Raw genomic sequence first — 19914 nt, 5'->3', positions numbered from 1 at the left:
TTAGTTTGATAAAGCTTGATCGAAATCGTCTATAAGATCTTCCACCGCTTCAATTCCCACCGAGATCCGTATAAGGCTGTCGCTGATACCGGCCGATTCACGCTCCTCCGGCGTCATTCCGGAATGGGATGTTGTGGAAGGTCGTGTCATAAGCGTTTCAATCCCGCCGAGGCTCGGTGCGGAAACGGGAAATTTGGCACGGGTCATAAATCGCTCCGCCGACTCCAGCCCGCCGGCTGGTTCAAAGCTGAACATGCCGCTGAAGCCGTCAAAGAGGGATTTGGCTCTGCCGTGGCGAGGATGTGATTTTAAGCCCGGATAATTAACTTTCTCAACGGCCGGATGTTGCTCTAAAAACTCTGCCAGACTTTGAGCATTTTCATTGTGTTGTTTCATCCTCACAGCCAGCGTTTTCACACCTCGATGCAAAAGAAAACAGGCGTGGGGATCGAGGCAACCGCCAAAGTGATTCATCACAGGTATAATTTCCTCAACAAGATCTTCGCGACCAATTATTGCGCCGGCGACGATATCCGAATGCCCGTTGAGATACTTGGTACAGCTGTGAATGGAGATATCGATACCGATTTCAGGTGGCCTGAAATTGAACGAAGATGCAAATGTGTTGTCGATAACAGAAATGAGATTGTGGTTTTTGGCAAAATCCACAACAGCTTCCAGATCACCCACTTCAAGAAGGGGATTTGACATGGTTTCAACATAGATAACTTTTGTCTCAGGTGTCATGACCTGTTCCCAGGTGTCATGACTGTCTGGATCGATGAGAGTGAAATCGATACCCCACTTTTTAATGTCGTGAGTTACGAAGCTGTAGGTTCCGCCGTAGAGCGTTTTCTGAGCGAGGAGGTGATCTCCTGAGCCGAGAAATGTCAATAGAGTGGTCGAGATGGCGGACATACCGCTGGAAGTGACCAAGGCAGCTTCAGCATTCTCCAGTGCAGCTAGTTTCTCGTGAAGCGCGTCATGGTTGGGTGTGTTGTTCAGCCTGATATATTTCAAATCTTTATAATTAGTCTGACCGCCATACTCGAAGGTTGCGGACTGATAAACAGGAAGTACAACGGCGCCGGCCGGCCGCGTCTCTGGCTCACCGGCGTGAATAAGTTTTGTCTCTATCTTATGCCCATTATCTGCCATTACAGTCTCCTTTAAACCTTCTCCAGTGCCATCTTCAGATCATCCACAATATCTTCAGGATCTTCAATACCGACAGACAATCTCACAAGGCCATCTGTCAAGCCGCGGGATTGCCTTTCCTCTTCTGGAACATCTGCATGTGTCATGGTTGCGGGATGGGTAATCATGGTTTCCACAGCACCAAGACTTTCAGCCAGTGCGCACAGCTTTACACTATTCATGAGGGTCTTGCCTGCAAGGATACCCCCCTCCAGTTCGAAACACATCATACCGCTGAAACCCTCCATTTGGCGCTTGGCAACTTCATGCTGGGGATGGGATGGCAAACCCGGATAGACCACTTTCGCAACTTTAGAGTGTGATTCTAGAAATTCGGCAATGATCTGCGCATTCTCGGCGTGGCGTAGCATTCTGAGGTGGAGCGTTTTGGCACCCAGCATGGTTAGCCAGCAATCAAAAGGACTAGGCACCGCACCGATGGTTTTTTGAACAAATTTCATTTCCTCAAAGATGTCTTCCCGGTTTGTGATTACAGCACCACCTATAAGCTGATTGTGACCGCTAAGATACTTTGTTGTGCTGTGTACCACCATATCGGCATCGAACTCCAGCGGTCGAAGAAAAACAGGTGTAGCGAAGGTGGAATCTATCCCGTAATACAACCCATTTTCTTTAGCAATCACGGCCATAGCCTCAAGATCAGTCACCTTCATGAGAGGGTTGGTAGGCGATTCAATCCAGAGCATTTTCGTCTCAGGTTTGAGAACTTCTTTCACATTTTCAGGTTCACTTGTGTCCACATAAGAAAAATGGAGATTATACCTTGTAAGGATTTGGTTGAAAAGTCGAGAAACACCACCGTATACGTCATCGGAACAGATGACATGATCCCCGGAATTAAGCAGTTTCAGGCAGCTGTCTACTGTTGACATACCGCTGGAAAAACAGACACCGTACTTTCCACCTTCGATGGCGGCCAGATATTGTTCCAGCATCTGCCGTGTGGGGTTTGCGGAGCGGGTATAATCATAACCTTTGTCCCGACCTACTTCAGGTAAAACATAAGTGGCTGTTTGATAAATCGGCGGAATGACCGAACCAGTTGTGGGATCCGGCTCGATCTCAGCACGAACTACACGTGTGTCAAATTTCATCTTATTCTCCATTCTCTAACTTGAACATTTTGAAGGGTGATTGTTATTCTTTTGGTGCCTCATTAATCCAGAAATCCCTGATCTTTCATCCAGTCATCATCTACGAATTTGGTGAGATAATTTCTGATAGAATCAGGTAGAATTACAAGACACTGTTCTCCCTTATTCAAACGTCCCGCAACCTGCAACGCCGCCCAAACTGCAGACCCTGATGAGCCACCGATGAGCAGTCCTTCTTCGCTGATGAGCCGGCGAGCGGTGAGAAATGAGTCCTTGTCATTGGTCTTGACGTAGTCATCCACAAGGGCATTGTCAAGCACATCGGGGAAAAAATCGTAGCCGATCCCTTCTACCATATATGACTTCACCTCATCACCTCCACCAAGGATGGAACCTTCGGGATCAGCGCCTACAATGGTGATGTCGGGACGTTCTTCTTTCACCCTTCTGGCCACTCCTGTAATAGTCCCCCCTGTGCCGACACCCATGACAACCATCTTCAGATCTTCCCCAAATTGAGCCAGGATCTCTCCCGCCGTTCCGTGATAATGGGCATCAGGATTGTCGAGGTTGCTGTATTGGTCAAGTATGTAAGAATTAGGTATCTCCTCGTTTAGTTTTTTTGCGACTCCAATGTGACTTTCCGGATCATCCCAGGCCGCCTCCGTAGGCGTCCTCACAATTTCTGCGCCAAGGGCTTTTAGAACGACCTCCTTCTCTTTGCTCATCTTTTCCGGCATGGTGATGATCATCCGGTACCCTCTAACGGCGGCCGTCAGTGCCATACCGATCCCTGTATTGCCCGAAGTGGGTTCGATAAGCGTATCTCCCGGTTTGATCCGTCCAGACTTCTCCGCTTCCTCCACCATCCTCACACCGATCCTGTCCTTTACAGATCCGCCAGCATTGAGGAATTCACACTTGCCATACAGGTCGCAGTCCAGCTCTGAGCCGACCCGGTGGAATTTCACAACGGGTGTCTCGCCCACAGTTTCCAGGATGGTCTCAAGCCGACTCAGATTGAGGCTCATGATATTACATTCACCATTGATCCTTTAAATGTAAATTCGAGATATTACTTATAATTATGACACAGCCCAACAGAGTCTTTTGAAGAATTTTTCGTTCTAAATCTAACCAATGAGGTAAGTGGCAAAAAACCGAAATGTTTTGATCTCAAATATCCTGTTTGGGATGTTATTTAACTAATGCCGCTGGTTCCTAAAAACATAAAGGAACTCTCACCTTACAAACCAGGTAAATCCATTGAAGAAGTTCAGCGTGAACTTGGTCTTGAGCAGATCACAAAACTTGCTTCTAATGAAAATCCACTGGGCCCTTCTCCGTTGGCACTGGAAGCGATTCGTAAAGCTGAACAAGACCTTCACCGCTATCCCGACGCCAGTGGATTAAATCTGCGCAAGAGACTGGCTGAACGCTTCGATGTAAAGATTGACAATGTGGTCTTAGGTGCCGGCTCAGAAGGGATCATGGCCACTATAATGCGAACATTTTTGCTTCCTGAAGATGAAATCATCACCGCACAGAACTCATTCATAGGTTTTACTGTTTTGGCAAAAGCCAGCGGAAGGCAGGTCCACTGGGTACCCATGAAAGAGCACCGTTACAACCTGAAAGCCATGGCGACATTTATTAATGAATATACCAAGATCATTTACCTTGCCAATCCCGATAATCCCATGGGGACTTATTTCACAGTGGAAGAATTCGATGCCTTCATGGAGAAAGTTCCCGAGCGTGTTCTTATAATCATGGACGAAGCGTACTTCGAATTCGCTCAATCTCAAAAAGATTACCCCGATTCCATGCATTACCGTTACGACAACGTTATCACGCTCCGAACTTTTTCAAAGGCTTACGGGCTGGGCGGTCTACGAATTGGTTATGGTTTTGCCCACGATCAGCTTATATCAAATCTCATGAAAGTAAAGCTTCCCTTTGAACCTTCTTCTCTGGCTCAGGCGGCCGGGTTGGCGGCTTTGGAAGACAACTATCACATTGAAAAAACTGTCCAGCTCACCCAAGATGGGATTGAATATTTTTCTAGAGAGCTTAGGCGGCTGGAGGTCAATACCATCCCTTCCGCCGCCAACTTTATTACTACCAAATTCTCCTCAGAGAAAAAAGCGGGAGATATCTGTCAGCAGATTCTGGAAGAAGGTGTTATTTTACGCCATTTAAAACCGTTCGGCTGGCCCGATTATATTAGAATCTCCATGGGGTTGCTTGAAGAAAACGAGACCTGTTTAAACGTCTTCCGAAAAGTGCTATAAGGGTGGCGAAGGAGCTGCTCTTTTGCGTAATTTTGACTACACTTTGCCAGGAGCCTAAATGACTTCGGAGATGGACACTCTCGAAAACAAAAAATCAGCACCACCGGTGGAAGATCCGGTTCCCATCAAGGCAGTCCATCATGTGGAATTATGGGTCGGTAACGCCAAGCAGGCAACCTACTATTACTGTAATGCATTTGGCTTTTCACAGTTGGCTTATTCTGGTCTGGAAACGAGTAACCGGGATTATGCCTCTTATGTCCTATCCCAAGGTAACATTCGCCTCGTTCTATCAACACCTCTTAACAGTGGAAACGGAATGACCAATCACTTGATGGCTCACGGCGATGGCGTTCGGGATGTTGCCTTCCATGTCGATGATGTGGATGCCTGTTTTGAGGTAATGATAGAAAGAGGTGCCCAAGCCGTGTTGGAACCGCATGATATTAAAGATGAGAACGGGATTGTCCGAAAAGCTGCAGTGCATGCATATGGTGACACAATTCATTCACTGATCTCCACAGATCAGTACAACGGGCCGTTCCTGCCGGGTTATGAAAAATCTTTAATTAAAGGAAATGAATGCGGATTGAAAGTTGTAGACCACATCGTTGCAAATGTTGAATTGGGCAAGATGAATGAACTGGTCGATTTCTATGCAGAGGTTATGGGCTTTACACAAATGCTCCACTTCACGGACGATGATATCTCAACCAAGTACAGTGCCCTCATGTCCAAGGTGATGCAAAACGGAAACGGAAGGATAAAATTTCCAATTAATGAACCAGCCAAGGGAAAGAAAAAATCTCAGATTGAGGAATACCTCGATTTTTATAATGGCCCCGGTGTGCAGCACGTGGCTTTTCTTACCGGTGATATACTTGGGACAATTATAAAACTCCGAGAAAACGGTGTCGAATTTCTGGAAGTACCAGATTCCTACTATGATATGCTTGAAGATCGTGTCGGTAGGATCGATGAAAGTCTGGACACCATACGCGATCTCCGCATTCTGGTGGACAGGGATGATGAAGGTTACCTACTACAGCTTTTCACAAAACCGGTTGAAGACCGTCCCACTCTCTTCTATGAGATCATTCAACGTAAAGGAAGCCAAGGTTTCGGTTTTGGAAATTTTAAGGCGTTGTTCAAGGCAATCGAGTGCGAGCAAGCTCTCAGAGGGAACCTCTGATGCACAGATATCACACACTTGGTAAGATTCCACGGAAGAGGCATATAGCATTCCGCGATGATAACGGCAAGATCTACCACGAAGAACTGAAAGGCAATAAAGGTTTTGACGGACCTTCGTCTCTTATTTACCACATTTACCGCCCCACTGCTGTTGTCGGCACCAAACTGGTTCGCGAAGTGAAACTAGAAGAAGATCCTGATCGCAGTTTGAGGATGCGGCACTTCTATACCTCTAAACTTAATAAAGGAGGCAGTCCTGTATTGGATCGTACGCCCATTATGTTCAATAATGATGTGGCTCTCTGGATGGCTTTTCCTGATAAAGAAGATGAATTTTTCTATCGTAATGCCCAGGGAGATGAGATCGTCTATGTAAGTGACGGAGAAGGCATACTCGAAACGGCATTTGGCGAAATTCTCTACTCTCAAGGAGACTATCTCATTATTCCGCGAGGTATCATGCATCGTTACCGTTTTACCAAGGGTGAACAACACTTTTTTATCACCGAAGGCAAGGGAGAAACGAGAACACCATCAAGATACCGGAATGATTACGGTCAGCTCATTGAGCGTAGCCCCTACTCCGAAAGAGATTTTCGTGTTCCTGAGAACCTTATTACTGTAGACAAAAAAGAACCGACGTCGGTGATGGTAAAGCAGCGAGATCAACTGACCGAAGTGACGCTCGACCACCACCCCTTTGATGTCGTCGGATGGGACGGGTATTATTACCCTTATGCTTTCAGCATACACGATTTCGAGCCCATTGTCGGACGTGTTCATGAGCCACCACCGGTCCATCAGACATTTCAAGGCGACAATTTTGTCGTTTGTTCTTTTTGCCCAAGACCCTACGATTTTGGTGAAGATTCTATACCCGCACCTTATAATCACTCTAATGTGATGTCAGATGAAGTCATCTATTATGCCAAGAGTGAATTCATGTCACGGAAAGGTGTGGAATATGGTTCAATCACCCTACATCCTGACGGTATCACCCATGGTCCTCACCCTGGAAAGTACGAGGCATCCATTGGTATGAAAGAGACCAATGAACTGGCTGTGATGGTAGATACTTTTTATCCCCTTCTTGTAGCCAAAGAGGCACTTGATATTGAAGATCCCAATTATTCCAAATCCTGGGTGGAAGGTAATTTCGATAACACTCTTGGGGAATAACGGCTCCTGACTGGTTTACACCTCGCGGCCCACTAATATCCCAAATATGGACGAAACTACCGATCCAAAACTGAAATCTTGGGTTGATGTATCACCCGACTCCCACTTTCCCATCCAGAACCTCCCTTACGGTGCCGCCATCAGAAAAACTGGTAAAAAACCTTTTCTGGTGACAGCCATTGGTGATTCTGTTTTGAGTCTCACCGAGATTGAAAGACGTGGTGTCTTTTCAACCACCGAAATTGCCGGAAAAAATGTTTTCCAAGGATCCTCACTCAACGACTTCATGGCCCTTGGCCGAGATGCATGGAAGGTCGTTCGCCAGGCACTAAGTCACCTGTTCCAGGCTGACAACCCAGCCATCCGGGACAATGAAGATTTGAAGAATAAGGTTTTAATTCCTGCTTCAGAAGTAGAAATGGTCATGCCCGTTTCCATCGGGGACTATACAGATTTTTACTCTTCAAGGGAGCACGCCACCAATGTGGGTACTTTGATTCGTGGGCCGGAAAAAGCCCTCATGCCAAACTGGCTTCACCTACCTGTAGCTTACCATGGTAGGGCTTCTTCCGTCATCATTTCCGGAACGCCGCTCCATCGACCCAAAGGTCAGACCTTTTCGAAAGATGCCCATGCCCCTGTCTTCGGTCCCAGTAATGTTCTTGATTTTGAACTTGAGATGGGTTTCTTTGTGGGACCGGCCAGTAAATTGGGGAAATCGATTTCAGTGAATGATGCCATAGATCATATTTTCGGAATGGTTTTGGTGAATGACTGGTCAGCCCGGGATATCCAAACTTGGGAGTATCAACCGCTGGGACCTTTCCTTGCCAAAAACTTTGGGACCACTATCTCTCCGTGGATTGTCTCCATGGACGCATTGGCACCGTTCAAATGCCCGGCACCGGAACAAAACCCGGAACCCCTACGCTATCTCAAATCTGAGGGTAACAGAACGTACAACATTCACCTGGAAGTCAATTTGACCCCTGAAGGTTCAGATAAAATGGGAACTATTGTCCAAAGCAATTTCAACTATTTATACTGGGATGTACATCAGCAACTGGCCCATCACACTGCCACGGGATGTGATGTCAGGACAGGAGATCTCATGGCTTCAGGGACCATCTCAGGACCTGCCAAAAAAAACCGGGGCAGTCTGCTGGAACTCACTTGGAGAGGAGAGGAACCTATTACTCTCTCAAGCGGCGAAACCAGAAAGTTTCTTCAAGATGGTGATACGGTTACCCTGACAGGCTGGTGCCAGGGAGACGGTTATCGTGTAGGTTTTGGGGAATGTGCGGGGAAAATTCTGCCGGCTATGGAAGAATGATTATCGACCCGGAAAAACAAACTTTCGCTGAAAATCACAAACTGATGATCGGTTCCATAGTACCGAGACCCATAGCATTCGTTTCTAGCGTGTCTAACGACGGTCTCAATAATTTGGCACCTTTCTCCTATTTTAACGGTGTTTGCTCCAATCCACCTACTATCATGTTTGCGCCTGGTAGACGTGGATATGACGGTTTAACCAAGGATACACTTAACAACATTCGCGAAACAGAAGAATTCACGGTTAACATTGTTTCAGAAGAAATAGGTAAACAGATGGTAGCCTGCGCCACCGATTACCCGCCTAGTGTGGATGAATTTGAGATCTCAGGGCTCACACCTAGAACGGCTGAAAAAGTGAAAGCGCCCCGCGTGGCCGAATCAAAAGTGAGCTTTGAATGTAAGCTAAACCAGATTGTGGAGATTGGTGATGGCGGTGCCGGTGCCGGTTTTGTGGTTATCGGTACAATTGTCATGTTTCACGTTGATGATGATGTTTTTCAGGATGGAAAAATTGATATCGACACTCTCAAGCCCTTAGGCAGACTGGCAGGGAACAGCTACACCAAGATCAGTGAGATTTTCGATATAGTCCGCAAAGTCCACCCCGATTGACGGTGGACGAAAAACTTCAGGCTAACAGAGAATCAGCACAGTCCATTCGAGGGGTCCCACCATCGGAGATTATGATCCCCTACCCCAGTATCCGATCACTTCTCGATTCCCAGGTCAGGCGTTACGGAGATAGAACTTTTCTTATCATTGAGGATGGGAGCGGCCGGGAAGAAGTTTCCTTCACTTTTTTCTTCAAACGAGTTTCACAATGCGCCAACTACCTTCGCCGGGAGAAAATTAAATTTGGTGACACGGTCGGCCTCACTTTGGACGAACCACTGGCAGTACTGATACAAATTTTCGGGATTTGGGCTGTGGGTGGAACAGTAGATCTAATAAATATATCATCACCCATTTTCCCCAGCGATCTAACAGAATTTGAGGGCGCGCTGGATGGGGAAGCTGACACAGCGGCCGTTGGCAAAAAATCAAAACTTGCCGATGACAGTCTTAGGATAAACAATGGAAATAATCTTATAGTTGTCCTCTCCCACTACAACCTGATAGTAAACGGAATGGCTATTGCCGAAAGGTTCAATTTCAGAGACGATGATATCCTCCTTTGCCCCGAGCCGGTCAGCGAGCTCTTGACCCTCAGCGGTGGGGTGATGACCGCCCTTTACGCCGGCTGCCGGGTCCTCTTCACGAAAGATGGTTCGTCAGGCAATTTAATCGAACCGGTCCACACTGCATTTTCCTGCACTCCGAAACTAGGGCTTGAAGCAGATGAGACAGTTGTCCCTCACACATCTTTTTCAGGAGTAAATCACCCCCAAATCACCGCCGGCTTTTTCATGCCGGAGCTAACGGGTTTCGCCAGTTTTTCCCAAGCCAGTGAAAAAGTTACGGAAAACCTGATTCCAGTCGGAACACCTCTCCACCTTTGTGAGATGACAATCCTTGATGAAAGCGGGGAAAAGTTACCTAACGGCGAGAAGGGACAGATAGCGGTGCGTGGCCACAACATCATGAAAGGTTATTTCAACAACAAAGAAGCCGATAGAAAAGCCTTTGCACACGGTTGGTTTAATACGGGATTGACCGGCCTTTCTCAGATCGGTCCTGAAAGAGTCAGGTCATTCTTTGCGACCATTTCCTGATTCAAACTAACCGATCTCGACTTCGGACCAATCGATCCGGCCGTCGTCAGACATGAGCATGCCGTTGATAACTGACAGCGCTTTTTTTTGCTCGTTCCATGTCAGTATCTTCACCGCCTTCTCGAATTGCAGCCACTGATAATCCACATGTTCTTCAGAAAGGCGAACTTCGGCTGAGTCTACTTCCACACCAAAAACGGGGACACTGTTTATTCTGTCGTTATAACTCTGGTAGAAAGAAGTGACATGATCGGCCACAAAAACACGCTTTGGGCGAAGTCCCGTCTCCTCCTCAATCTCTCTCAGGAGCGTCTGCATCGCCGTCTCTCCCTCTTCAATCTTTCCCGCAACGCCTTGCCAAAGGTGCCCGTAACGTTTCTTCATCTGTCGCCTTAACAGCAGGAAGATAGGACAGCCATCCTTACCAAATCGATAAGGATAACTGTCAATATGTGTCACTGCCATATCAGTCATTTGAGGAGGAGACTGCTAACAGTGTGTCTTTTGCCCATCGGTCAAAGGTCCCTTCTTCAATCTCTTGTCGGATCGTGCTCATAAATTCGAGATAAAATGTAACATTATGGAGCGAAGCGAGGTGAAGAACAAGAACCTCATTCAGTTTAAAAAGATGCCGGAGATAAGCCCTGGTGAATGTGACGCAAGTATAACAAGAGCAGTTTTCACTGATGGGAGAGAAGTCTTCTTTGAATCGGCTGTTGTGGATATTGAGTTTCCCGTCCCAGGTAAAAAACTGGCCATTCCTTGCGTTCCGGGTTGGAATGACACAGTCAAACAGATCAATACCTCTTAACACAGCATTGATAATATCTTCCGGCTTTCCCACACCCATGAGGTACCTCAGCTTATCTTTTGGTAAAATATCGTTCATCAACACTACCGTTTCAAACATTGCTTCTTTTTCTTCACCTACCGCCAACCCGCCTATAGCAATTCCGCTTTGGGCGAAAGGAAGAACGGTCTCGGCACTCTGTTTTCTGAGCTCTTCGTCCACGCCGCCTTGAACAATGGGGAAAAAATGAGTGCCAGACTCTCCAAATCCTTCATTTTCTTGCAGAAATTTATAGCAACGGTCAGCCCACTTTTCTGTTCTATTGACGGCTCCAGTTAGAGTAGCGTCATCTGAGCCGCCGGGCGGACATTCATCAAATGCCATGATAATATCACTACCCAGCGTCAGCTGAATCTCCATAGAAAGTTCGGGCGTCAAAAAATGTCCACTGCCGTCAAGAGTCGACGTGAATATGACGCCGTCGTCGCTGATTTTCCTCAGCTCAGCCAGGCTGAAGATCTGGAAACCACCGCTGTCGGTAAGAATGGGTCTCTCCCACGCCATGAACTTGTGGAGCCCGCCCGCATCTTTGATAATGTCCATCCCCGGTCGGAGATAAAGGTGGTAAGTGTTACCCAGAATAATATCAGCACCTACCTCTTTCAGATTCCTTGGTGAGAGTGTCTTAACGGCACCATAAGTACCGATAGGCATGAAAGCAGGCGTTGGTATATCGCCCCGGGAAGTTACTAGGTAACCAACGCGTGCTGAAGAAGCAGTATCTTCTGATTCTACTGTAAAACTCATGCCTCACCCGCTGTTGCAGACACACGCCTCTTCACATGTATCCAAACTGTTAAATGGAGCAACCCCATCACAGCCACCCCAATAGAAGAATTCGCAGTCACCGGAACGTTTGTCAAAATAATACATGATAATTGCCGCTTCACAAGGTCCCGGATCGGGCTCGAGCTTGCAGGCAGAATCCTCTTCCCAACACGGCTCATTGCACCCAAAGAATAAGCAAGCCAGAAAAACCGCTGTCAAACGACTATAACTAAATTTCATCCGCCATACAAAGGTCAGCGACGAAAAAATGCCGTAGAGTTTCAATTAGAAGATCGCTTTGAAGGCTTCTGACACGGTTCGGCATGCCGTCAGATGGAGCCCTTGCACTTTCTTCGCCCCTTTGTGAGGAACGACGGCCTGTTTGAAACCGAGTCGCTTTGCTTCTTTCAGCCTGCTATCCATGCCAGCGATGGATCTCAACTCTCCGGCAAGACCTATTTCTCCCATAAGGACGGTATCACCTGGCACTGCTTGATCTTTCTTGCTGGATGCCACAGCGGAAATGACTGCCAGGTCCGCCGCCGGCTCATCTATTCGCATGCCACCCACCACATTCACAAAAACATCGCTCGTTCCAACTATTACACCCAACCGTTTCTCCAGTACTGCTAGAAGCATTGAAAGACGTCTCAGATCGAAACCGGTAACATTGCGCTGAGGCGTTCCGAAGCTGGCATTGGAAACCAATGCCTGAACTTCCACAAGGATTGTTCTGGTTCCTTCCATACTGGGGAAAACTGCCGAGCCGACTGCATCAGATTGCCGCTCAGCCAAAAACATTTCAGACGGATTCTCCACTTCCGTCATCCCTTCACCAGTCATTTCAAAAACACCAACTTCATTGGTGGAACCGAAGCGATTCTTCACCGCCCGGAGTAGGCGATAGTCGTGACGAGTGTCTCCTTCAAGGTAAAGCACTGTATCCACCATATGCTCCAGCATTCGCGGTCCGGCAATAACGCCTTCCTTGGTGACGTGACCGATAATGATTGCGGTGGTACCTCGGGACTTGCATACATCAAGGATTTTCTGCCCGCATTCTCTCACCTGACTGATAGCACCAGGAAGTGCATCGCCCCTTTCTGTAAAGATGGTTTGAATGGAATCAATCACAAAATATTCCGGTTTCAACAAACTGATCTGTTCCTCAATCCCTTCCCATCGATTTTCCGATGTAATGGAGACTTTTCCTCCCGAGGCGCCAAGTCTTTTTGCTCTCAATCCAATCTGTTCCTGACTTTCTTCAGCTGAAACATATAGCGTTGAACCTCTCACCGCCACCGCAGCCTGCAAAGCCAGTGTCGATTTACCGATACCTGGATTGCCACCCAGCAGTACCACGGCTCCTCTGAGGAAACCGCCGCCTAAAACACGGTCCAGTTCACTGATACCTGTGGTGGCACGTTTCGAATTTCCATTGGCGAGGATGTTTTCAAGAGACGTGAGAGGCGGAGTATCCGCCCGTCCTTGTCCTCGTCGGCCGCCAGCGGGCGGAGTGTACTCTTTCAGCGTGCCCCATTCATTACAGGCAGGGCACTTGCCGTTCCACTTGGGGAAATCGTTGCCGCATTCAGAACAGAGAAAGACAGTTTTGGGTGAGGCCTTAGCCATAACTGAGTAAGATGAAGTTGATGATTCCTCCGAGGAAAATCAAGAACAAAGAGGGTTTTCGACGGTTATTAGAGACCGCCAACTCAAATAATGTAACCTAGAAGTCGGTACCCAGAGAAATGTAATACTGCCACTTGGAACTGCCGTGCATGGTATAGTCCTTGGCTGCATCGAACCGGATGATGGTATAGCCAATGTTAATCCTCAATCCCGCTCCGTAAGTAGCAACAAAATCATCAAAATCGGTGAGACCCGTGACTGAATCGGTAGATCGGAATTGAAAATTCTCATCCCATGCCGCACCGGCATCAATAAAGAGAACACCTTGAATGTTACCTAAGATGACTTTTAGCGGAAAGCCGAGTGCAAGATAATTCACAAATGGAAATCTGAATTCATAATTTGTCAGGAAAACCTTTGTTCCATTTTTCTCCACCAGCCTGGCACCCCGGACGGGAAGTACAAAAATCGAGAAATAAAGATCCTTAAGGTAGTTACTGTCTTCACTATCCCAAATGTCAGCATCCTCATCATCGTTCCACCGGGCAGGATCACGTTTACCATCAGTATAGCCAGAACCGAATAGCCAGTTCTGCGTGCCACCAAGGAAAAATCTTTGTGGATTCGCGCCAAAACTAAATCCACCCATGGCTCGGAAAGCAAAACTGTAGAGTCTACCGACTCTGAAATAACGGCGAGCATCAAAGAGGACTGTCTTGAAATCGAGAGGATATCCAAAAAGATCGAGACTCTGTGAGAACTGTGCATTAGCTCTCCAGCCGTCCGATGGGGACGTAAAACCCCACTGACTGTTGTCATAAGTCCAGCTCAGAGAATATGACAAAATACGAAGTGATTCATCGACGGCGAGAGAGTACTGGTTGTACGCCACGAGAACGTACTCCTTGCTGTTAACGAAATGATTCGTCAGACCAAAATTTAAACGCTGGAATCTGCTGATAGGTCTTGAAACAGACATATCCATGCTGAGATATCTTAGCCTCAGAAAGTTCCACTGAGAACCAAAGATGTTTGATGTGTGGAATATGCCGACGTTCAGATCATTTCGTGGTTTCAAATAGCTGTACATAACAAAATAATCACTATTTTCAAGATTCATCACCATTTCGGTGCCGACATAAATCCGGTGATCTCCCAAGATATCACTGAACGCAAAAATGGTTGTCCCCATGGCACCCCAGAGATTGCTGTACATGGCTTGACCACTAACAAGATCCAATGTAAAGCGTGTTTTATAAGATTGGGCAAGGTATGAACCATCTGAATCCTTGTAACTCGATACAGCAAGTGGTTCAATAGACTCCACAGTGGTCGAATCAAAAATCCCATCATTATAGTGCGCATATTCTGGAGCAAAAATCCATCTGGCAAAAGCATTATCTGCCCATTCTAATTCAATCCTCTGCCCAACTGTGTCTTTCTCGGCCTTTACAAGATCAAGAGGATCCTCATCTGTACCCGTCAGAACGAAATTAGAAGGTTTAACCTCCATCTCTTCATGCGAAAGAGGATTGCTGAGAGAATAAATATCCCAACCAACCCCCGAATAGCCTGAGAAAACCAGCATCTGATCATCTCTCGACAAGCTGAGCTGGAAGATACCGGTAAGGACATTGCTGATGGACCGAGATTCATCTTTATCCAGATCAAGTATATAGAGGTTCCATACACCGCTGGCGTCTGATGTGTAAGCCAGAGCATTAGATGTATGGGCGAAAACAGGAAAGTTCTCCCTGAAAGGTGTATCGGTGAGCCGCTCAATTTTTCTCGTCTCAAACTCCATAAGAAAAAGATCAGTCTGGTCATAGCCGTGCTGGAACATATTGAAATCATCTGGAGCCTCGGGAAATTCACCACGGTCCGAAACGAAAGCAATGTACTGACCATCGGGAGACCAAGTCGGTTCTGAGTCAGAAAAGACATCATTGGTCAGATTTTCCAGTTCCTTGCTCTTTAAATCGTAGATATAAAGGTCACTAGCATCGTTCTTGTTGCCAACAAAGGCGATTTTTTTTCCGTCAGGACTCCACGCGGCAGTGAAAAGACCGTCAAGTTCAAAGGTGATTTTTTCTTTTTCCCCGCTATCCACATCAATAAGAAACAACGCATCAGAGCCGCCCGCTTTTGCGGCGAGAACAATATGTTTCCCATCCGGAGCCCAGGATATCCCCGGCTGTAAAAGCTTCAGCTCTTCAAAATCCGGCGTCCGGTTTCCTTTTACAAGTTTCTTGATCAATTCACCATCACTTGCAGAGATCAACATAACGTCAGAATAACCACTTCGGTCACTGATAATTGCAATACGGCTCCCATCGGGAGAAAGAGCTGGAGAAATGTTGAAATAGTTGTTGATCTCTTTGTGATCTGTAACTTGCTGGGCGTAGTCTTCAAGCTCGTCTCTGCCGGCTACGTCAGGCCAGTATTCTTTTTTCAGATTTTTGTGCCACTGGTCCGTAAGGTCCTCAAAACTCAGTCCCATAGACTTTTGGAATCCTCTCTCTACATCCTGCCGCCGTTTGGACTGGGCAAATATCTCACCCACTTTCTGCCAGCCGTATTTCTCAACAACAAACTTCCAGACCGACTGCCCACCCTTATAGGCTAGATAATAGTTCAGTTCTTGAATCTCAGGAATCCTGTCGTGTACGGCCACGTCCCTCATTATCATATCCGCCTGAGTATCCCACTGACTGGAAAGGTATTCGGCAAGACCTTCATTCATCCAAAGAGGAATCACCAGCTGTACTCTGTTGGAGACAATACTTTGCACTGAACCACCGTACACCAGATCATTGATCATGGCGTGGACAAGTTCGTGGTGGATCACATGACGAAACTGATCATAAGAACCTTCGAAAGGGATCACGATCCGGTTCTTAAAAAGCTCCGTCACGCCGCCGACACCCTCAGGCATGTATTCCATCGTAACATTGGTCTGTTGAAAATCATTATGTGAATTGTAGATGATGATGGAAACGCGCTTCCGGAGTTGCCAGTCGAGATATCTGGAGACCTGAGAGTAAGCTTCTTCTACTGCTTCCGTTGTAAACTCAGCCAGAGGCTGACCTCCATTGTAAAAATAAATATCAAAATGGGGAGACTGGATAAATTGCCAGTCGAATTTCCTGTATTGGACCTTGTTCTGCCCAAATACCTGAGCTGAGGCAAAATCGGCCACCAGAAAAATTGACAGTGTAATTAAAATAAGTCTTTTCATCTCATTTTCTTACTCAAGATAATAAGTGTGAGTTCCTTTTAATCCAAACTCCACATGTCACATAAAACATAGGCAGAAAAATATCTTATGTCAAGTGAGGCAACGCACATTACTCCCCACATTTTATTTGATTGACGAGAAGCCTTAAACTAAGTTCCTGCGCTGTGAAGCTTCCTCTGTATTTCATATCAGATGTTCACCTGAGTCTGAACGGCTCCGCCGATGAGGTCGGAAAGCGCGAACGACTGATTGAGTTCGTCCGGCACGTCGCCGGAACGGGAGGAACGCTCTTTATCGTGGGTGATCTGTTCGATTTTTGGTTCGAATACAAACATGTCATGCCGAAAGCGTATTTCGATATTTTGACTGTCCTCAATGATGCAAAGTTAAATGGTGTGAATCTCCACTTTATTCCGGGGAATCACGACTTCTGGGGGCGGGAATTCCTGGAGGAGACACTTTTCAATAAAGTATACCCAAAGGGAGTCACCCTCGACATAGAAGGAAAACGATTCCTGATCAACCATGGAGACGGCCTGCTGTCTTGGGATCGGGGTTACCGTGCACTTCGGGGCCTTCTACGGAATCGTGTATTTATATTTTTTTATCGATGGCTTCATCCGGACATTGCTTATGCCATCGCAAAAAACTTTTCAAGAAACGGGGACTACGACCACTACACGCCAGAACAGAAAGAACAAATTGTTGAAGAACTGACGCAATACTCTGAGGAACAGTGTAAAAATGGTATTGATTATGTCATCATGGGGCATTATCATCAGCATAAGGATATCCGGCTGGAGAATGGTCAGTTTCTCATCCTCGGTGACTGGATTAAGTATCATTCCTACGGTTATTTTGATGGAGAAAGTCTTTTCCTGAAAAGTTGGGAGAATGAGAAAGTTGAATATTAATCCAAGGGTGAAAAGGTGGTCTGTCGCGTTGCTGATTGTGTTTACGAGTCTGTCATCAACAGGATGTTCCCAGGCAAAAAATCTCTTCAACCGCTTGAGTAAAAAGGGTGAAGTTGAGGCCGTCTCTCCGCAAACGGTTGAAGAACTTCGCGTCTCCTACATTGAAGGCGACATGGGTGCGCTGGAAGAACTCATTGCCATTTATCAGGATGAGGAACAGCATCTGGATGTGCGAAAATCGGCCGTCCGCGCCATGGCGGAAACACAGCACCCCCTCGCCCTCGACGCTCTGGCCGAATATGTAAAAAAGGCCAAAGCACTCAATATTGAACTGATGATCACCAGTGTGGGAGTTCTTTCAGAATTTCAGGAAGACCCCGTTGCTTCAGGCGCTCTGATGGAATCTATCTTTGCAGTGGATGATAAACTCAGACAAGTTCAGGCCGCCACCTTCAAAAGTCTCAAGAACGTTAAACCCGAGAATAAGGTCCTTGCACTCATAGACATTTATGAGCGGAGTAGGGCCGCTTTTTACAGTACCGCTACCATGGTTTCCAACACCTTGGCATCTATGGATGAGAACGAAGTTGTTCCCGTCCTCATTTTCTTGGCAAAAGATGAGTCGTTAGATGTAAAGACCAGAAACCGTTCACTAGAAATCCTCGCCGGAAGAAAAAATGATGCCAGAATTGTGGGAATGTTCGTTGAAATGCTCACCGATCCCTCTATGGAGTCTCAGATCCGTGATTTCGCCATTCACACTATGAAAGATGTGAAGGAAGAGCGTCTCATTCTCGCATTGCTGGATACCTACAGTCAGGGACAAGCATCCTACTACTCCCTTCTCAGCACACTTCTAGATGCATTGGGTAATTTCAACGACCCGGTAGTGAAACCAACTCTTGTTGAGATCGCCATGCAAGATAATGTGCCGCGGTCGCTCCGAGTCAAGGCAATCCTGAATCTCGGTAACTTCAGAGATCCGGGAACATTTGAATTGATCCTCCCCATGCTGGAAGATCCTGAAAGCTACGAATATTACCCATACATCATTGAACTTGCGCATACACTAGGTGCCTACGATACGTACAAAACAAAGATCAGAAATGCTGGCCTCATCGCCCAGGAAAAAGCGTTAGAAGCTTCTAAACTGGAAAAATGAATATTCCTCGGTTGTTTCTTTGTCTCATTGTTCTAGCCATGACTTGGGGCTGCGGCGGTTCTCAAACATTGCAGTCGCGCCCTTCACCGCCTAAACCGATAGCCACCACTGCTCAAGTTCCCACCGCCGGAGGATCAGCCCAGGAGCGACTGGAGTTTTTCCCCACTGCCAACCGGGCACGGAAAAACATCGGCACTCTAATCACACTATCTGAAAGCCGCGTAGATGCTACCATTACAGCCTTGTCTGATGAACTGATTACAACAAGTGAAAACAATGAAATGACAAGTCTCCAATCTCAGGAAGAAACCACTTTCAAAGATCTAATTTTTGATTTGGACGCATTCATCGGCTATCTACCTACGGACAGTAAATCTTACGCAACCACAACCAGAGGCCGAAACAATCTGGAAGCCAAATATGCCAGTTATTCTCTCTCCGTTTCCGGCAGTGCTATTGATCAGGTAATCGATGAAATTGAGAAAAGTGCCATTGAATCAAATGCTCGCGTTCTGGTAGAAGAACTCCGCACAATTGAATCAGCTCTGCCGTTACCACCAGATAGTCTCGAAACGGGAAGCACGTTTATCTTTGAGTCCGATTCGGTGGATCTTTTCTTCGAAGTTGTAAAAAGCGTAGAGGAAATGACGAAAGAGATGGAAGAGTTGAGGCAGACAGTCGCCGATTACGGTACGGCCAAACAGGAAATGGTTTCTTTTCTTGATCGGGAGAAAAAACTCACCACCGATCTGGAAGAAAGCAAATCACGTATAGATCAACTGAGTGCCAGAATTGATACAACACGGACCAGACAGACACAAGTCGCTGATTCTATGGGCACGGTCATTCGACAGACTGATGCGGCATTGAAGGATCAGATTGGAAATCTTTCAGTAAGTATCGTTGACAGCATCACAAGCCAAAAAAATGAATCAGACTCACTTTTCTTTTCCTTGGGTACAAGCATGTCATTTTTTCGCACCCAGATCGATTCTTTAAAAGGTGTGGTCCGCTATTACGAGTTTGCTGAAAAAGGGCTCCCTGAACTTGACGAAGATGTCCTGAACATTTTGAAGCTTCCAGTATTACGACACAAAATTACTTTAAAAAACGGCACTGTCATTGTTGGATACAAACTTGCTGAGAACCTCGATGTGATCATTATGGAAACTACCTTGGGAAAACTAGTGATAGATCAGAATTACATCCTTGAATACGATGAGCAATATTTTCCTGGTCCTAAAGTAGAATTTGTCGGTGATTATGAAAAAATAGAGTATCCCAACCGCGAAGAATTCTTGGGAAGGGTAAGAAACATCGG

At 46.5% G+C, this 19914-nt stretch carries 16 protein-coding genes and 1 pseudogene (1 of these 17 only partly in view); 9 read left to right on the top strand and 8 right to left on the bottom strand.

Annotated features, from left to right (window positions below; genetic code table 11):
* The 3 genes from EYO21_07480 to EYO21_07470 form a co-directional block, all read right to left on the bottom strand.
* Positions 1-1158 (bottom strand): aminotransferase class I/II-fold pyridoxal phosphate-dependent enzyme, encoded by a 1158-nt coding sequence (locus EYO21_07480; GenBank protein ID HIB03644.1) that lies wholly within the window; start codon positions 1156-1158, stop codon positions 1-3.
* A gap of 11 nt (positions 1159-1169) precedes the next feature.
* Positions 1170-2312 carry a PLP-dependent transferase gene (locus EYO21_07475; GenBank protein ID HIB03643.1) on the bottom strand — a complete coding sequence of 381 codons (1143 nt, stop codon included), beginning with the start codon at positions 2310-2312 and terminating at the stop codon, positions 1170-1172.
* Positions 2313-2374: 62 nt separating this feature from the next.
* Complete coding sequence (locus EYO21_07470; protein HIB03642.1) at positions 2375-3343, bottom strand: cystathionine beta-synthase; 969 nt, start codon at positions 3341-3343, stop codon at positions 2375-2377.
* Between the two features lie 177 nt (positions 3344-3520).
* Between EYO21_07470 and EYO21_07465 the strand changes: the two genes are divergently transcribed.
* Genes EYO21_07465 through EYO21_07440 form a run of 6 tightly spaced genes read left to right on the top strand, consistent with a single transcriptional unit; the run spans position 3521 to position 10029 of the window.
* Complete coding sequence (locus EYO21_07465; protein ID HIB03641.1) at positions 3521-4606, top strand: histidinol-phosphate transaminase; 1086 nt, start codon at positions 3521-3523, stop codon at positions 4604-4606.
* Between the two features lie 58 nt (positions 4607-4664).
* Positions 4665-5798 carry a 4-hydroxyphenylpyruvate dioxygenase gene (gene hppD / locus EYO21_07460; protein HIB03640.1) on the top strand — a complete coding sequence of 378 codons (1134 nt, stop codon included), beginning with the start codon at positions 4665-4667 and terminating at the stop codon, positions 5796-5798.
* Positions 5798-6979, top strand: a complete 1182-nt coding sequence (locus tag EYO21_07455) for a homogentisate 1,2-dioxygenase (GenBank protein ID HIB03639.1) — start codon at positions 5798-5800, stop codon at positions 6977-6979. The genes hppD and EYO21_07455 overlap by 1 nt, the downstream gene beginning before the upstream one ends.
* 46 nt (positions 6980-7025) lie before the next feature.
* Positions 7026-8312: a fumarylacetoacetase gene (gene fahA / locus EYO21_07450; protein HIB03638.1), complete on the top strand. Its 1287-nt coding sequence runs from the start codon at positions 7026-7028 to the stop codon at positions 8310-8312.
* Entirely contained in the window at positions 8309-8929 is a 621-nt protein-coding gene (locus EYO21_07445) for a flavin reductase family protein (protein ID HIB03637.1), read from the top strand. The genes fahA and EYO21_07445 overlap by 4 nt, the downstream gene beginning before the upstream one ends.
* A 2-nt stretch (positions 8930-8931) precedes the next feature.
* Positions 8932-10029 (top strand): long-chain fatty acid--CoA ligase, encoded by a 1098-nt coding sequence (locus tag EYO21_07440; GenBank protein HIB03636.1) that lies wholly within the window; start codon positions 8932-8934, stop codon positions 10027-10029.
* A gap of 6 nt (positions 10030-10035) precedes the next feature.
* Here EYO21_07440 and EYO21_07435 read toward each other — a convergent pair whose 3' ends face one another.
* The 5 genes from EYO21_07435 to EYO21_07415 all read right to left on the bottom strand — a co-directional run bounded on the left by EYO21_07435 (position 10036) and on the right by EYO21_07415 (position 16517).
* A complete protein-coding gene (locus EYO21_07435) occupies positions 10036-10503 on the bottom strand; it encodes an NUDIX pyrophosphatase (protein ID HIB03635.1) in 468 nt (155 codons plus the stop codon).
* Positions 10496-11626, bottom strand: a complete 1131-nt coding sequence (gene tgt, locus EYO21_07430) for a tRNA guanosine(34) transglycosylase Tgt (protein HIB03634.1) — start codon at positions 11624-11626, stop codon at positions 10496-10498. The genes EYO21_07435 and tgt overlap by 8 nt, the downstream gene beginning before the upstream one ends.
* 3 nt (positions 11627-11629) lie before the next feature.
* Positions 11630-11932, bottom strand: coding sequence for a hypothetical protein (locus tag EYO21_07425; GenBank protein HIB03633.1), 303 nt, complete (start codon positions 11930-11932; stop codon positions 11630-11632).
* A complete protein-coding gene (gene radA / locus EYO21_07420; GenBank protein HIB03632.1) occupies positions 11933-13279 on the bottom strand; it encodes a DNA repair protein RadA in 1347 nt (448 codons plus the stop codon).
* A gap of 97 nt (positions 13280-13376) precedes the next feature.
* Entirely contained in the window at positions 13377-16517 is a 3141-nt protein-coding gene (locus tag EYO21_07415) for a hypothetical protein (GenBank protein HIB03631.1), read from the bottom strand.
* Between the two features lie 131 nt (positions 16518-16648).
* Between EYO21_07415 and EYO21_07410 the strand changes: the two genes are divergently transcribed.
* The 3 genes and pseudogenes from EYO21_07410 to EYO21_07400 form a co-directional block, all read left to right on the top strand.
* Positions 16649-17431, top strand: coding sequence for a UDP-2,3-diacylglucosamine diphosphatase (locus EYO21_07410; protein HIB03630.1), 783 nt, complete (start codon positions 16649-16651; stop codon positions 17429-17431).
* Entirely contained in the window at positions 17412-18593 is a 1182-nt protein-coding gene (locus EYO21_07405; protein ID HIB03629.1) for a hypothetical protein, read from the top strand. Before EYO21_07410 ends, EYO21_07405 begins: the two co-directional genes overlap by 20 nt.
* Positions 18590-19914 (top strand): annotated as a pseudogene (locus tag EYO21_07400) (hypothetical protein) (it continues 109 nt past the right edge of the window). Before EYO21_07405 ends, EYO21_07400 begins: the two are co-directional and overlap by 4 nt.

The sequence above is a fragment of the Candidatus Neomarinimicrobiota bacterium genome (genome assembly GCA_012964825.1).
Classification (GTDB): Bacteria; Fidelibacterota; Marinisomatia; order Marinisomatales; family S15-B10; genus UBA2125.
Note: the sequence above shows the minus strand (reverse complement) of the source record. Positions and strands in the feature narration are given on the sequence as shown.

Coding starts and splice junctions, on each gene's coding strand:
- EYO21_07445 (HIB03637.1), top strand. CDS start 8,309: ATGATTATCGACCCGGAAAAACAAACTTTCGCTGAAAATCACAAACTG.
- EYO21_07405 (HIB03629.1), top strand. CDS start 17,412: ATGAGAAAGTTGAATATTAATCCAAGGGTGAAAAGGTGGTCTGTCGCG.
- EYO21_07455 (HIB03639.1), top strand. CDS start 5,798: ATGCACAGATATCACACACTTGGTAAGATTCCACGGAAGAGGCATATA.
- tgt (HIB03634.1), bottom strand. CDS start 11,626: ATGAGTTTTACAGTAGAATCAGAAGATACTGCTTCTTCAGCACGCGTT.
- hppD (HIB03640.1), top strand. CDS start 4,665: ATGACTTCGGAGATGGACACTCTCGAAAACAAAAAATCAGCACCACCG.
- EYO21_07475 (HIB03643.1), bottom strand. CDS start 2,312: ATGAAATTTGACACACGTGTAGTTCGTGCTGAGATCGAGCCGGATCCC.
- EYO21_07480 (HIB03644.1), bottom strand. CDS start 1,158: ATGGCAGATAATGGGCATAAGATAGAGACAAAACTTATTCACGCCGGT.
- EYO21_07465 (HIB03641.1), top strand. CDS start 3,521: ATGCCGCTGGTTCCTAAAAACATAAAGGAACTCTCACCTTACAAACCA.
- EYO21_07470 (HIB03642.1), bottom strand. CDS start 3,343: ATGAGCCTCAATCTGAGTCGGCTTGAGACCATCCTGGAAACTGTGGGC.
- EYO21_07435 (HIB03635.1), bottom strand. CDS start 10,503: ATGACTGATATGGCAGTGACACATATTGACAGTTATCCTTATCGATTT.
- radA (HIB03632.1), bottom strand. CDS start 13,279: ATGGCTAAGGCCTCACCCAAAACTGTCTTTCTCTGTTCTGAATGCGGC.
- fahA (HIB03638.1), top strand. CDS start 7,026: ATGGACGAAACTACCGATCCAAAACTGAAATCTTGGGTTGATGTATCA.
- EYO21_07415 (HIB03631.1), bottom strand. CDS start 16,517: ATGAAAAGACTTATTTTAATTACACTGTCAATTTTTCTGGTGGCCGAT.